At 68.6% G+C, this 14,742-nt stretch carries 13 protein-coding genes and 1 tRNA gene; 4 read left to right on the forward strand and 10 right to left on the reverse strand.

The features are described 5' to 3' along the window. Positions 1 to 92 precede the first annotated feature (92 nt). The 4 genes from mreC (at position 93) to rodA (ending at position 5,198) form a co-directional block, all read left to right on the forward strand. Positions 93 to 1,142, forward strand: coding sequence for a rod shape-determining protein MreC (mreC, locus tag WS96_RS04850; RefSeq protein ID WP_034208685.1), 1,050 nt, complete (start codon positions 93 to 95; stop codon positions 1,140 to 1,142). Continuing rightward, a complete protein-coding gene (gene mreD / locus WS96_RS04855) occupies positions 1,139 to 1,651 on the forward strand; it encodes a rod shape-determining protein MreD (RefSeq protein WP_027785749.1) in 513 nt (170 codons plus the stop codon). The genes mreC and mreD overlap by 4 nt, the downstream gene beginning before the upstream one ends. Before the next feature lie 101 nt (positions 1,652 to 1,752). Next, a complete protein-coding gene (gene mrdA, locus WS96_RS04860; protein ID WP_034208687.1) occupies positions 1,753 to 4,038 on the forward strand; it encodes a penicillin-binding protein 2 in 2,286 nt (761 codons plus the stop codon). 11 nt (positions 4,039 to 4,049) lie between these two features. After that, a complete protein-coding gene (gene rodA, locus WS96_RS04865; RefSeq protein WP_034208688.1) occupies positions 4,050 to 5,198 on the forward strand; it encodes a rod shape-determining protein RodA in 1,149 nt (382 codons plus the stop codon). A gap of 129 nt (positions 5,199 to 5,327) precedes the next feature. Here the strand turns inward: rodA and WS96_RS04870 are convergent, their stop codons facing one another. The 10 genes from WS96_RS04870 to rsmB all read right to left on the reverse strand — a co-directional run bounded on the left by WS96_RS04870 (position 5,328) and on the right by rsmB (position 14,682). After that, positions 5,328 to 6,080: a tetratricopeptide repeat protein gene (locus WS96_RS04870; RefSeq protein ID WP_059830997.1), complete on the reverse strand. Its 753-nt coding sequence runs from the start codon at positions 6,078 to 6,080 to the stop codon at positions 5,328 to 5,330. After that, positions 6,077 to 6,862 (reverse strand): HpcH/HpaI aldolase family protein, encoded by a 786-nt coding sequence (locus tag WS96_RS04875; RefSeq protein WP_034208690.1) that lies wholly within the window; start codon positions 6,860 to 6,862, stop codon positions 6,077 to 6,079. Before WS96_RS04875 ends, WS96_RS04870 begins: the two co-directional genes overlap by 4 nt. Before the next feature lie 334 nt (positions 6,863 to 7,196). Beyond that, positions 7,197 to 7,649: a 6-carboxytetrahydropterin synthase QueD gene (queD, locus tag WS96_RS04880; protein ID WP_027785754.1), complete on the reverse strand. Its 453-nt coding sequence runs from the start codon at positions 7,647 to 7,649 to the stop codon at positions 7,197 to 7,199. A gap of 18 nt (positions 7,650 to 7,667) precedes the next feature. Continuing rightward, the gene (gene queE / locus WS96_RS04885) at positions 7,668 to 8,300 is read right to left on the reverse strand and encodes a 7-carboxy-7-deazaguanine synthase (RefSeq protein ID WP_059780752.1); all 633 of its coding nucleotides are present in this window, start codon (positions 8,298 to 8,300) and stop codon (positions 7,668 to 7,670) included. Positions 8,301 to 8,375: 75 nt separating this feature from the next. Further along, positions 8,376 to 9,110, reverse strand: coding sequence for a 7-cyano-7-deazaguanine synthase QueC (gene queC / locus WS96_RS04890; RefSeq protein WP_059830999.1), 735 nt, complete (start codon positions 9,108 to 9,110; stop codon positions 8,376 to 8,378). A gap of 351 nt (positions 9,111 to 9,461) precedes the next feature. Beyond that, a tRNA-Phe gene (locus tag WS96_RS04895) sits at positions 9,462 to 9,537 on the reverse strand. A gap of 60 nt (positions 9,538 to 9,597) precedes the next feature. Further along, on the reverse strand, positions 9,598 to 10,299 hold the full coding sequence (gene esaR, locus WS96_RS04900; protein WP_034208693.1) for a response regulator transcription factor EsaR: 702 nt from the start codon (positions 10,297 to 10,299) through the stop codon (positions 9,598 to 9,600). After that, positions 10,300 to 12,714, reverse strand: coding sequence for a sensor histidine kinase EsaS (gene esaS / locus WS96_RS04905; protein ID WP_059831001.1), 2,415 nt, complete (start codon positions 12,712 to 12,714; stop codon positions 10,300 to 10,302). After that, a complete protein-coding gene (locus tag WS96_RS04910; protein ID WP_059501434.1) occupies positions 12,704 to 13,294 on the reverse strand; it encodes a DUF4390 domain-containing protein in 591 nt (196 codons plus the stop codon). Before WS96_RS04910 ends, esaS begins: the two co-directional genes overlap by 11 nt. Continuing rightward, entirely contained in the window at positions 13,291 to 14,682 is a 1,392-nt protein-coding gene (rsmB, locus tag WS96_RS04915) for a 16S rRNA (cytosine(967)-C(5))-methyltransferase RsmB (RefSeq protein ID WP_059831003.1), read from the reverse strand. The genes WS96_RS04910 and rsmB overlap by 4 nt, the downstream gene beginning before the upstream one ends. Positions 14,683 to 14,742 lie beyond the last annotated feature (60 nt).

Genomic DNA, 14,742 nt, shown 5'->3' on the forward strand with positions numbered 1-14,742 from the left:
CGGCGTGGCCGGATCGCTCGTTCAGAACGAACCGCCGCGCCGTTTGCGCGTCTGAGCATTATTTAACCGATCACACGCGCCCGGCGCCGACCATGGAATACAGTCCGCCGCCCCTCTTCAAGCAAGGTCCGCCCGCGCTCGCGCGGCTCATCTTCTTCGTCGCCCTCGCCATCGCGCTCCTCGTGTCGGACGCGCGCTTCAGCACGCTCGAAATCGTCCGCGGCGTGCTCGGCACCGTGCTCTATCCGCTGCAACGCGCGGCGCTCGTCCCGCGCGACCTGTTCATGGGCGCGGCCGACATCGCCGTCACCGGCGCGTCGCTGCGCCACGAGAACGACGACCTGCGCAAGCGCAACCTGCAACTGTCCACGCAGGCCAACCAGGCCGCCGTGCTCGCGCAGGAAAACGCGCACCTGCGTGCGGTGCTCGAGCTGCGCCAGCACATCGCGACGCAATCGACGCCGGTCGAGATCCAGTACGACACGAGCGACCCGTTCACGCAGAAGATCGTGGTCGGGCAAGGCTCGCAGCAAGGCATCCAGGACGGCTCGCCCGTCGTCAGCGAGGACGGCGTGGTCGGCCAGGTCACGCGCGTGTTCCCGCTGCAATCCGAAGTCACGCTGGTCACCGACCGCGATCTCGCGATTCCCGTGCAGGTGCTGCGCACCGGCCTGCGCAGCGTGATCTACGGCACGCCGAAGGGCGATTCGCTCGACCTGCGCTTCGTGCCGACGAGCGCGGATCTCGTCGCCGGCGACGAGCTCGTCACGAGCGGCCTCGACGGCGTCTATCCGCCCGGCCTGCCGGTCGCGAAGGTCGTGCGCGTCGACAAGCTCGCCGATACCGCGTTCGCCCGCGTGACCTGCGCCCCGGTCGCGGCCGTGCGCGGCGCGCGCCAGATGCTCGTGCTGCATTACCGGAACGACATCCCGCCGCGCCCGGCCGAGCCCGATCCCGCCGCCGACAAGAACGCGAAGGGCAAGAAGGGCGCGAAAGCCGCCGCGAAGGCCGAGAAAGCCGACAAGGCCGACGCGAACGCGAAACCGGCCGCCGCGGCCCAGCCCGCCGTTGCGAAGCCGGCGCCGGCCGCCCCCGCCGCGCCGGCCAAGCCCGCCGCCGGGCAATCGGGAGCCCAGCGATGAACCGCCCGCAATACATCCTGCAGCCGGTCAATCCGTACTTCATCGTCTTCAGCCTCGCCGCCGCGTTCCTGCTGAACCTGATGCCGTGGGGCCGCCTGCCCGGCGTGCCCGACTTCGTCGCGCTCGTGCTGCTGTTCTGGAACATCCACCAGCCGCGCAAGGTCGGGATGGGCGTCGCGTTCGCGCTCGGCATCCTGATGGACGTGCATGACGCGGGGCTGCTCGGCGAGCACGCGCTCGCCTATACGCTGCTGTCGTACGGCGCGATCACGATCCACCGCCGCGTGCTGTGGATGCCGATCGGCGTGCAGGTGCTGTACGTCACGCCGCTGCTGGTCGGCGCGCAGCTCGTCCCGTTCGTGATCCGCCTGCTGATGGGCGCCGCGTTCCCCGGTTGGCGCTATCTGGTCGACGGTTTCGTCGAAGCCGCGCTGTGGCCGATCGCGAGCCATCTGCTGCTGATGCCGCAACGCCGCCCGGTCGACCCGGACGATACGCGCCCGATCTGAGCCGGACCGACCTTGAATACCCGCCGCCCCCACGCCCGCCGCGCGCCGTGCTCCGGGGCGGCACCTCGCCCGCGCCCGCGCGCGGGCCAGATTGCCCTTAAATGACCGAATTCAACGACACCCAACAGCAGCTCTCGAGGTTCCGCCTGCGCGTCGCGGCGGCGGGCGTGTTCGTGTTCGTCTGCTTCGGGCTGCTCGCGAGCCGCTTCTTCTACCTGCAGCTGATGCAGCACGGCAAATACGCGCTGCAGGCCGAGGAAAACCGCATCTCGGTCGCGCCGATCGTGCCGAACCGCGGGATCATCACCGATCGCAACGGCGTGATCCTCGCGAAGAACTACTCGGCGTACACGCTCGAGATCACGCCGTCGAAGCTCGACGACACGCTCGACAACACGATCGACAAGCTGTCCGAGATCGTCCCGATCGACGCACGCGACCGCCGCCGCTTCAAGAAGCTGCAGGAAGACTCGAAGAACTTCGAGAGCCTGCCGATCCGCACGCGGCTGACCGACGCCGAAGTCGCGCGCTTCACCGCGCAGCGTTTCCGGTTCCCCGGCGTCGACGTGCGCGCGCGGCTGTTCCGCCAGTACCCGCTCGGCATGACGGCCGCGCACGTGATCGGCTACATCGGCCGGATCTCGAAGCGCGACCAGGATCGCATCGACGCGATGAGCGACGACAACGACAGCGACCAGGAACACTACGATCCGCGCCGCGACGCGAACAACTACAAGGGCACCGACTACATCGGCAAGATCGGCGTCGAGCAGAGCTACGAAACCGAGCTGCACGGGCTGACCGGCTTCGAGGAAGTCGAGGTGACGGCCGGCGGCCGGCCGGTGCGCACGCTGTCGCGCACGCAGGCGACGCCCGGCAACAACCTCGTGCTGTCGCTCGACATCGGGCTGCAGCAGGTTGCCGAGCAGGCGTTCGCGGGCAAGCGCGGCGCGCTCGTCGCGATCGAGCCGAAGACGGGCGACGTGCTCGCGTTCGTGTCGTCGCCGAGCTTCGACCCGAATTCGTTCGTCGACGGCATCGACCAGCAGACCTGGGACGAACTGAACAACTCGCCCGACAAGCCGCTGCTGAACCGCCCGCTGCACGGCACCTACCCGCCCGGCTCGACGTACAAGCCGTTCATGGCGCTGGCCGGCCTGACGCTCGGCAAGCGCACGCCGGGCTGGGGCTTCCAGGATCCCGGCTACTTCACGTTCGGCGGCCACACGTTCCGCAACGACGTGCGCTCGGGCCAGGGCTGGGTCGACATGAACAAGGCGATCATGGTGTCGAACGACACCTACTTCTACATGCTCGCGCGCGACCTCGGCGTGAACGCGATCGCGAACTTCATGAAGCCGTTCGGCTTCGGCCAGATCACCGGTATCGACATCCAGGGCGAGGCGCGCGGGATCCTGCCGTCGACCGACTGGAAGAAGAAGGCATTCAAGAAGGCCGCGCAGCAGAAGTGGTTCGACGGCGAGACGATCAGCCTCGGGATCGGCCAGGGCTACAACTCGTTCACGATCCTGCAGCTCGCGCACGCGACCGCGACGCTCGCGAACAACGGCGTCGTGATGAAGCCTCACCTCGTGAAGGAGGTCGAGGATCCGATCTCGCGCGCGCGCCACCTGACCGTGCCGAAGGAAAGCGACGTGATCCCGCTGAAGGCGGCCGACATCGACGTCGTGAAGCGCGGGATGGAGAACGTGATCGAGAACCCGTCCGGCACCGCGTACAAGGTGTTCCGCGGCGCGCCGTACCTCGCCGCCGGCAAGACCGGCACCGCGCAGGTGTTCTCGCTGCAGGGCTCGAACTACAAGGGGCACCTGCTCGCCGAACATCTGCGCGACCACGCGCTGTTCATCGCGTACGCGCCGGTCGACCACCCGCAGATCGCCGTCGCGCTGGTCGTCGAAAACGGCGGCTGGGGCGCCCAGGCCGCCGGCCCGATCGCGCGTCGCGTGCTCGACTACTACCTGGTCGAGCGCCAGAACCCGAAAAACGAGGCCGCGGCCGTGGCCGCCGCGGCGTCGGCCACCGAGCCGGTGAGCGCGCCCGTGGTCGGCGACACCTCGAAGCCCGCCACCATCGCGGCCGGCTTCACCGCGCTGCCGCAGCCGGTCGTGCCGTCGGCGGCCAGCGCGGCCGAGGCGGCATCGGCCGCATCGGCGGCCTCCGGCACGGCCGACGCCGGCGCCACTGCCACGCCGCCGGCCGACGCGAGCGCCGCGGCGCCGATGGCCGCGAGCCTGCCGCCGATCCGACGCCCGCACCGGCCGCGCCGGCCCGCGAGCGACGCGCAGCCGCTCGTCGCCACGCCGCGGGACGACAACCACCGTGCGACGGCCCCCGCGAAAGCGGCGGACGCCGGCACCGCTCATTGACGGAGAAAGGCATGCAATTCGACAAGCGCGCCTGGCTCGACAAGATCAAGCAGATGTTCGCGGGGTTCGACCGCCCGCTCGCGCTCATCGTGTTCCTGCTGCTGTGCGTCGGCATCGTCACGCTGTACAGCGCGTCGATCGACGTGCCGGGCCGCGTCGAGGACCAGCTGCGCAACATCCTGCTGACGTTCGTGCTGATGTGGGTGATCGCCAACATCCCGCCGACCACGCTGATGCGCTTCGCGGTCCCGCTCTACACGTTCGGGGTCACGCTGCTGATCGCCGTCGCGCTGTTCGGGATGACCAAGAAGGGCGCGAAGCGCTGGCTGAACGTCGGCGTCGTGATCCAGCCGTCGGAAATCCTCAAGATCGCGACGCCGCTGATGCTCGCGTGGTACTACCAGCGTCGCGAAGGCGGGCTGCGCTGGTACGACTTCGTCGCCGCGTTCGGGATCCTGCTGGTGCCGGTCGGCCTGATCGCGAAGCAGCCCGACCTCGGCACGGGCCTGCTCGTGTTCGCGGCCGGCTTCTTCGTGATCTACCTCGCCGGCCTGTCGTTCAAGCTGATCGTGCCGGTGCTCGTCGCGGGCGTGATCGCGGTCGGCTCGATCGCCGTGTTCGAAGAGCGCATCTGCCAGCCCGAAGTGCAGTGGCCGCTGATGCACGATTACCAGAAGCACCGTGTGTGCACGCTGCTCGACCCGACGTCCGACCCGCTCGGCAAGGGCTTCCACACGATCCAGGCCGTGATCGCGATCGGCTCGGGCGGCGTGCTCGGCAAGGGCTACCTGAAGGGCACGCAGGCACACCTCGAATTCATTCCGGAGAAACACACCGACTTCATCTTCGCGGTGTTCTCGGAGGAATGGGGGCTCGCCGGCGGCCTCGTGTTGCTGACGCTGTACATGGCGCTGATCGCGCGCGGGCTCTACATCGCCGCGCAGGGCGCGACGCTGTTCGGCCGGCTGCTCGCGGGCTCGCTCACGCTCGCGTTCTTCGTCTACGCGTTCGTCAACATCGGGATGGTGAGCGGCGTGCTGCCGGTCGTCGGCGTGCCGCTGCCGTTCATGAGTTACGGCGGCACCGCGCTCACGACGCTCGGCATCGCGATCGGGATGATCATGAGCGTCGGGCGGCAGCGGCGGCTGATGAAGAGCTGAGCGCGCGGCCCGCACCGCGGCGCTCGGAAACGACGATGCCGGCGTGAGCTGCGCCCCAAGGATTCGACTCGATCCAGCCTTTTGGGGCGTGTTTCGATGAACCGCCTGGATGGCTTGGGCGCGGGCCGCTTACTGCGGCGGCGCGTGCGGCTTGCCTTGTTCCGCGCCGGCGCCCGACGCCGGCGTCGGCGCCTTCAGCCGCGCGCTCAACTCCTTGAATTTCAGCCCGGCCGTCTCGTCGCCCTGCGCGGCTGCCGCCGCGTAATACGCGCGTGCGATGTTCAGGTTCTGCGCGACGCCGTCGCCGCCGCGCTCGTAGAACGACGCGGTCACGTACTGCGCGATGGGCTCGCCCGCGTCGGCGGCCTGCTTGTACCACGCGAATGCCTGCCGGTTGTCGCGCGGCGTGCCGCGCCCGTCGAGGAACTGGTTCGCGAGCGACAGCTCGGCCTGCACGTGCCCCTGCTTCGCGGCCCGCAGGAACCAGCGATGCGCTTCGGCCGGGTTGCGCGCGACGAACTCGCCGTCGTCGAACATCCGGCCGTATACGTACTGCGCATGCGACATGTTCGCGTCCGCCGCCCGCTTCAGCCAGCGCAGCCCTTCATCGACGTTCGCCGTCACGCCTTCCCCCGTCAGCAGCATCATCGCGTAGTTGAACTGCGCGAGGCGATCGCCGCGCTCGGCCGCATCGTGGAATTGCACCAGCGCCGCGCGATAGTCGCCGGCGTTGTAGTCGGCGACCGCCGATTGCGTCTCGTGCGACGGATCGGGCTTCGCTTGCGGCGCGCCCTGCGCGGCGGCGGCCGCACACACGGCCCACAGGCCGACCATCGTCCCGATCCGCGCGCGCCGGCGGCACGCACCGTCTGTGCCGTTCATGACCGTACCTCCTGCAACGCCTGCCGCGTCGCGCGCAGCAGCCAGCTCACGTCGGCCGACACCGTGATCATCCGGTAACCGGCCTCGCGATACTGGCGCGCGGCCGCCGTGTCGCCGGCGAAGATGCCGACCGCGACGCCGGCCTGCTTGCCGGCCGCGAGCACGCGCGCCATCGCGGTTTCGACGTCCGGGTGGCGGATATCGCCGAGATGCCCGAGGCTCGCCGCGAGATCGGCCGGGCCGACGAACAGGCAATCGACGCCGGGCGTCGCCGCGATCCGCTCGACTTCGTCGACGCCGCGCGCCGATTCGACCTGCACGATCACCGCGACCTGCGCATTCGCCGTCTGCAGGTAGTCGCGGCGCATGCCGAACGCCGCCGCGCGCACCATGCCTGCGACCCCGCGCAGCCCGTCGGGCGATTCGCGCGACGGAAAGCGCGTGAGCCGCACCGCGTGCGCGGCGTCGTCGGGCGTCTCGATACACGGGAACATCAGCGTGCGCGCGCCGGCGTCGAGCGCGCGCTTCACGAGCCACGGCTCCCGCGCCGGCACGCGCACGACCGGCTCGCTCGGCAGGTGCGCCGCGGCGATCGCGCGCAGTTGCGACGCCACGTCGCGACTGTCGTTCGGCGCATGCTCCATGTCGATGCAGAGCCAGTCGTAACCGGCATGCGCGAGCGCCTCCGCGGCCGAGTCGCTGCCGAGCGACAGCCACAGGCCGTACAGCGGCTCGTCGCCGTCGCGCAGGCGTTGTTTGAGGGAATTGGTGAGCGTGCTCATCGATACGGCCTCCGGAACGGAACGGCAATCGAACGGGACAAGCAACAGGCGAAGCGAAACGCGCGCCGCCGGGCAATCGAAGCATGCGACGGCGGCGGATCGCGCGCCGGAGAACGTGAGTCGGACCGGGCCGGCCGATCTGACAGCGCGGGCCGCGCAATCGCTCACGCGAGCGTTTTTCGGTGCCGCACGACGATCATAGCGCGGCGGGGTGCTCAATGCGGGAACAGACGGGGGAAGCCGTACCGGCACGGCGCGGAGGAAGGCGAGCCGGCGGCGGCAGCGACGAGGCGGCCCACGCCGGACGGCGCGGCTGCCTCGCGGGAGGGCAGGGTCAGCGGCCGGGCTGGCGCTCGACGTCGGCCCAGCAGTTCGGCGTCTCGTACAGGCGCACGCGCTCGAGGCGCAGGTTCACGCCGTAGTGCGCGTCGTACACGTTCGCGAGGAGGTCGAACGCGATCGCCGCGAGGTTCTCGACGGTCGGGATCCGGTCGAGCACGACGGTCTTGTGGTCGGCCATCTGCTCGAGGAACGAGCGCACGACCTCGTCGCGCGCATAGACCAGGAACGCGTGGTCCCACTTGCTGACGAGATGCTCGACCGCGAGCGCCTTCACGTCGGCGAAATCCATCACCATGCCGCGGTCGGGCGCCCCCTCGGTATCGACGAGATCGCCGCGCAGCGTGATTTCGAGCACGTAGCGATGGCCGTGCAGGTTCCTGCACTGGCTGCGGTGATCGGGAATGCGGTGGCCCGCGTCGAATTCGAGTTTTCGGGTAATCAGCACGATGTCAAAAGCCGTGGCTCAGGGAATGTTCAGATATTTATGGGTCTGCATCGACAGCCGCCACTGCGGATGACGCTTGCACCAGTCGATCGCGAGCTTCGTATTGAGGTCGCGCGACGGGCCGTCCATCGGCTGCACGAGAAAATACGCGAAATCGAGCTTCGCGTAGTCGGCCAGCCGCTGGTTGTCCTGCGGAACGACGACCTTCAGTTCGTTGCCCTTCGTGACGACGAGCGGCGCATCGGCCTTCGGGCTCACGCAGATCCAGTCGATCGATTCGAGCACCGGCAGCGAACCGTTGGTCTCGATCGCGATCTCGAAGCCCGCCGCATGCAGCGCGTCGACGAGCGGCTGGTCGAGCTGCAGCATCGGCTCGCCGCCCGTGCAGACGACGAAGCGGTGCGCTTCGCCCTCCGGCCACAGGCCGGCGATCGTCGCGACGAGCGCCGCGGCGTCCTTGAACTTGCCGCCGTTCTCGCCGTCGGTGCCGACGAAGTCCGTATCGCAGAAGCGGCACACGGCCTCCGCACGATCCTCTTCGCGGCCCGACCACAGGTTGCAGCCGGCGAACCGGCAGAACACGGCCGGCCGGCCCGCATTCGCGCCCTCGCCCTGCAACGTGTAGAAAATTTCCTTGACCGCGTAAGTCATCGTGCTTCGTCCGGCTTGCGCCGCTCGTTGTCGATCAGAATCCGTTGTCCATCAAGCGCTGCCCGCGCAGCCGCGTCACAGCGGCGCTTCGGTCACCCGCTCGCCCTTCAGGTAAGCCTCGTAGCCGCGCTTGCGCAGCTTGCAGGCCGGGCATTCGCCGCAGCCGAAGCCCCAGTCGTGCAGTTCCGCGCGCTCGCCCACGTAGCACGTGTGCGTCTCGACGCGGATCAGTTCGACGAGCGTCTCGCCGCCGAGCTGTTCGGCGAGCTGCCACGTCTGCGCCTTGTCGAGCCACATCAGCGGCGTCTCGAGCACCATGCGCGTATCCATCCCGAGATTCAGCGCGACCTGCAGCGCCTTCATCGTGTCGTCGCGGCAGTCCGGATAGCCCGAAAAGTCGGTCTCGCACATCCCGCCGACCAGCACGCGCAGCCCGCGGCGATAGGCGATCGCCGCGGCGATCGTCATGAACATCAGGTTACGGCCCGGCACGAACGTGTTCGGCAGGCCGTTTGCCGTCGTCTCGATCTCGATCGTGCGCGTCATCGCGGTATCGCTGATCGCGCCGAGCACCGACAGGTCAATCATGTGATCGTCGCCGAGCCGGTCCGACCACGCGGGAAACTTGCGCTTCAGCGCTTCGCGCACGCCTTCGCGACACTCGAGTTCGACGCGATGGCGCTGGCCGTAATCGAAACCGAGCGTCTCGACCGTCTGGTAGCGCTCGAGGGCCCATGCCACGCACGTGGCGGAGTCCTGCCCGCCGGAAAACAACACGAGCGCGCCGTCTTTAGCGTCTGTCCGAATCACCGTGATACTCCGTGAATGTGTAGGCTCGCGTCGCACTGCGCCCCGAGGCCGGCTGCCGCCGGGCGGCCCGACGCGGCCGGCCTGCGCCGGCTCGACCAGTATAGGCAGCGCGGTCGGCCGCGAATGCGGCGGCGCGCTTATACCGCTCATCGCGCGGCATCGTTGCCGCGCGCCACGGCAGGCGCACCGCGGGCAGCCTGCCATGCGCATGAAGCGATGCGCTAAGTCATTGAGCGGGCACGGATTTTATCATGCTCCGGCGAATGCTGCCGGGCCCGCCGCCCACGACACGCAATACCCACCACAAACGAAAAACCCCAAGAACCTTCCGATTCTTGGGGTTTTAAATGCTGGTGGCCTGGGACGGAATCGAACCATCGACACGCGGATTTTCAATCCGCTGCTCTACCAACTGAGCTACCGGGCCAACGAAGAATGAAAGTATATCGAGCTATCCGCCCCCGAGCAAGTGCTTTCGCAAAATTTTTTACAGCGCGCCTTCGGACGGCTTCTTGCCGAGCTCGACGCCGAGCTGCTTGAGCTTGCGATACAGGTGCGTGCGCTCGAGGCCCGTCTTCTCCGCGACGCGCGTCATGCTGCCGTTCTCGCGCGCGAGGTGATATTCGAAGTACGCGCGCTCGAACGCATCGCGCGCTTCGCGCAACGGGATGTCGAACGGGATCGCGGCCGTCTGGCCCGCGAGGCCGAGCGCCGACGCCATGTCGTCGCCGAGCGTCGGCAGCGCCGCCGCGGACGCGACCGCCGCCGGCCCCGCGGCCTGTCCGCCGCCCGCCTTCGCCGCCGCGTTCGCGGACACCGGCGCCGCGCCGCGTGCGAGACCGTGCTCGACGGCCTTCAGCAACTTCTGCAGCGCGATCGGTTTCTCGAGGAAATCGAGCGCGCCGATCTTGGTCGCCTCGACGGCGGTATCGATCGTCGCGTGCCCGGACATCATGATCACGGGCATCGTCAGCAGCCCCTGCGCCGCCCATTCCTTGAGCAGCGTGACGCCGTCGGTATCGGGCATCCAGATATCGAGCAGCACGAGATCGGGCGCCTGATTCAGCCGGTATTCCCGCGCGGCCTGCGCGTTCTCCGCCGCCTCGACGACATGTCCTTCATCGCTGAGGATCTCCGAGAGCAATTCCCGGATGCCCATTTCATCATCTACCACCAGGATGGTTGCCATTTACGCTGCCTTTGTCTGCTCACTTGCTTTTGTCTTGGCGGGAGTCGCCCCGTCCTGTGCGCCGGATTCGGCGCCTGGCGTATCGCTCGCCATCTGCAGGAAGAGGATCGACACCTGCGCACCCTCGACGGTCTCGCCGTGCATGCGATTGCGCAGATCGATCCGCGCGCCGTGCTCGTCAACGATTTTCTTGACCGTGGCCAGCCCGAGCCCCGTGCCCTTCGCCTTCGTCGTCACGTAAGGCTCGAACGCGCGCGTCAGGATGCGTGCCGGAAAACCGGGCCCGTTGTCGGACACGGTCAGACGTACCGCGACGCGCGTTTTGCCCTCGGCGTCGGGGTCGCCATATTCTACTGTCTTGGTTTCGATCAACACACGCGGATGCGCGGACTCCGCGACCGAATCCTGCGCATTCTGCAGCAGGTTGTGAATCACCTGGCGCAATTGCGTCGCGTCGCCGCGAATCACCGGCAGCGACGGCGCGAGTTCGGCGACGATCGCGCTCTTGCCTTCGCCGACGCCGTACAGCCCGAGCACCTCGCTCGCCAGTTCGTTCAACTGCAGGTTCGCGAGCACCGCCGGCGGCGTGCGCGCGTATTCGCGGAAATCGTCGACCATCCGCTTCATCGCGGCCACCTGGTTCACGATCATCGTCGCGCCGCGCTTGAGCACGTCCGCGTCGGGCGGGGCGAGCTTGTCGGACAGCTTCATCTGCAGCCGCTCGGCCGACAGCTGGATCGGCGTCAGCGGATTCTTGATCTCGTGCGCGAGCCGCCGCGCGACCTCGCCCCACGCGACCGAACGCTGCGCGGAAATCACGTCGGAGATGTCGTCGAACACGACGACGTAACCGGACGTCTGCGGATCGTCCGCCTGCCCCTCGACCGTCGACACGAGACGCGTGCCGCGCACGAGCAGCGTCAGCGGCTCGGTTTCGCCCGGCACCTCGATCGCGAACTGCTGCTGCCAGTGGCCGCGATCGCCGCTGCCGCCGTCGGACGCCGCCTCGCGATCGGCGAACGCCTTGCGCACCATCGCGCCGAACCCGGCGGCCACGCCGATCCGGTCGAGCGTCGTGCCGATCAGCGAGTTGAACGGCTGCCGGAAGATCCGCTCGGCGCCGCGATTGGCCGTCGTCAGCCGGAACTGGCGGTCGAGCACGAACACGCCGGCCGTCAGGTTCGCGAGGATGCTCTCGAGATACGTCTTCGAATGCTCGAGCGCGATGCGGTTCTTCTCGACCGCGAGCCGCGCCTCGGACAACTGGCGCGTCATCGCGTTGAACGACTGCGTGAGGAAGCCGAGTTCGTCGCGCGTCTTGATCTCGCGCTTCGGCGTGTAGTCGCCTTCCGTGATCTCCTTCGTACCCTGCGCGAGCAGGAACAGCGGCCGCGCGAGCTGCTGGCCGAGCGCGAGCGCGAGCATCATCGCGATGAAGGTCGCGAGAAACAGCGCGAGCGTCAGCGTGCCGATGTACATCTTGCGCAGGCCCGTGCGGCCGAGCGACTTTTCCTGGTACTCGCGGTACGCGCGCTGCACGGCGTCCGCGTTGTGCGCGAGCGTCGGCGGCACCGGCTGCGTGAGCTGCAGGAACCGCTCCGCCGGCTGCAGCAGCGACGTCGTCGCATCGGGAATCGGCCGCACGACGCGCAGCCGCAGCGCGCCCTTCGCGCCATGCGCGCGCGGGTCGCCGTCGACTTCGCCCTCGATCGCCGCATACGCGCCGTGTTCGCGTGCCTGGCTCAGCATCAGCGGCGTCGGCAGGTCGTCCGGAATCAGCGCCGCGAAATTGCCCGACGCCTGCGCGACGATGTGCAGGTCGGGCGCCGCGCCCGAGCCGCCGCGGCTCGGCTCGACGATCGTCGCGTCCTGCACGCCGAACTGGTCGCGCAGCCGCAGCAGCGTGAGCGTCGTGCCGTTCGTGTTCGCATCGACGCTCGCGAGCTGGTCGGACATCAGCCGCGCCTTCGTCTGCAGATCGGACAGCGACGCATCGAGCATCCCGCGGCCGAGGTTCAGCCCGGCCGTCAGCGCCGTCTCGACGTTCACGTCGAACCACGACTCGATACTGCGCGACACGAACTGGTACGACACGACGTAGATGATCCCGCCCGGCACCACGCCGACGAGCGCGAAGAACACCGCGAGCTTCGCGAGCAGCCGCGTGCCGAACTTGCCCTTGCGCAGGCGCACGACGATCATCCCGATCAGCCCGAGCACCACGAGCAGGAACACGAGCGCGACGACGATGTTCGTCGCGTACAGCCACGAGTAGTAGCGGTCGAAGAATTCGGTGTTCGCGCTCGCGGCCGCGAGCAGGACGAGCAGCAGCAGCGCGGTCAGCGCGACGGTCGAGACGATCACGCGGATGAGGAGGCTCTTCCCGCTGGCCGCGCGGCGTACTTTATTTAGCACGTTCGGTCACCGTGAAGTTGAAGCGCTTCCAGTCCGACCCGAGCGTCCAGTCGCGGTTGTTCACGGCATCGACCTGGAACGGCTTCGGCATCAGCGCCGTATCGAGCTGCATTCGCACCGATGCCGTGTAGGTTTCGCCCGCGCGCACCTGGTTGCGATCGATCACGTGCCACGACGTGATGTGGCGGACCACCGCGAGCGCATCCTTCAGCGACGGGAAGCCGAGCTGCAGGCCGCCCGTCGACACGCGGTACTCGCGCGTGAGCGGCTGGAACGACAGGCGGATCGTCTGCGTGACCGCCACCGGCTGCTCGTCGAACCAGTACCAGCGCGCGCGGCTCAGTTCGAAGTCGGTCGTGAAGTAAAGCGGGATGCCCTTGTTGACGGCATCCTCGAGGCTCGGATTCAGCTCGAAGTCGAAACGCGCGTCCAGGCTCCAGCCGCTTCCGTCCGACTGAAGCGACGCGCGCTGCACGGCGATCGATTCGGCATGCGCCGGCCGGACGACGACCAGGCACAGCGTCAACGCGACCAGCAAGACGGCCGCGAGCCGAAATGGAAAAAGGTGTTTGATCGTCACCGTTTCTGAAACCGCGCGTAGAAAAATCCGTCGTGATCGATGTTCTGGTCGAGTGCGCCGGCGGCCGCCCGCCCCTGCACGCCGCCCGGCAGCAGTTGGCCAGGGGCGTCCAATCGTACCGCATCTTCGCAGGCCGCTTCAAACCAGCGGGCCTGCAATTCGCCTTCCTCAGGAAAGATCGAACAGGTCACGTAAAGCAGTTCGCCGCCCGGCTTCACGAGCGGCCACAGCGCCGACAGGATGCGACGCTGCTCCGCGACGAGCGCCGGGATGTCGGCCTCGCGGCGCAGCCAACGGATGTCGGGATGCCGCCGCACGATGCCGGACGCCGAGCACGGCACGTCGGCCAGGATGCGATCGAACGGGCGCCCGTCGTACCACGCGTCCGGCGTGCCCGCGTCGCCGACGCACACGTTCGCTGCGAGCGACAGACGCACGAGATTCTCGCCGATGCGCGCCGCGCGCGTCGCGTCGCTTTCGAGCGCCACGACGTCCGCATCGGCGAGCTCGAGAATATGGCCGGTCTTGCCGCCGGGCGCCGCGCACGCGTCGAGCACGCGCATGCCGTCGCGCGCGCCGAGCCATTCGGCCGCGAGCTGCGCGCCGGCGTCCTGCACCGACACCACGCCGTCGGCGAATCCGGGAATGCGATCCACCGGCAGCGCCGATGCGAGCCGCACCGCATGCCGGCCGATCGCGGTCGCGTCGATCCCGCTTGCGCGCAACGTGTCGAGATACGCATCGACGCTCGCGCGACGCGCGTTCACGCGCAGCGTCAACGGCCCCTGACGCTCGCCGGCCGCGAGGATCGCCTGCCACGCGTCCGGCCATGCGCGCTTCACCGCATCGACCCACCACGCGCGGTAGTTCCAGTGCGCGACCGGGTCGTCCTGCATCGCCGCGGCGAGTGCGTCGCGCTCACGCAGGAAACGGCGCAGCACCGCGTTGACCATCCCCTTCGCGAATGCGAACTCGCGCCGCGCACCGATGACCGTGACGGCCTGATCGACCACCGTGAACGCCGGGTACGCGGCCTCGTCCGCGGGGTCGAGCAGCAGCGCGAACGCGCCGGCGAGCACCGCGTGCACGTGCGCGGGCGGCGCCTTGCCGACGAACTTGCCGATCAGCCAGTCCGCGCTGCCGAGGCGGCGCATCGTCCGGTAGGCGACGTCCTGCGTCGCCCCGCGCGCGAGCGCCTGCGCACCGGACGGCATCTGCGCGAACACCGCCGACAGCGCCGCCGGCAACGCGGTGCCGCGTCGCACCGCATCGACTGCCTGCGCGGCCGCGTCGAGCGCGAAGCCGAGCGAATCGGGCGCCAGGTGCAGCGCGGACAGGCGCGCCGGGCGGCCGGAAGAAGTCGGAGCGGAAAAACGGGGTCGTGTCATCGGTGCGGAATCGGCAAACAAGCGCCACAATCGGGTGCGACAAACCAATGCGGCAAGCGG

The sequence above is a fragment of the Burkholderia sp. MSMB1835 genome (assembly GCF_001526365.1).
Lineage (GTDB): Bacteria > Pseudomonadota > Gammaproteobacteria > Burkholderiales > Burkholderiaceae > Burkholderia.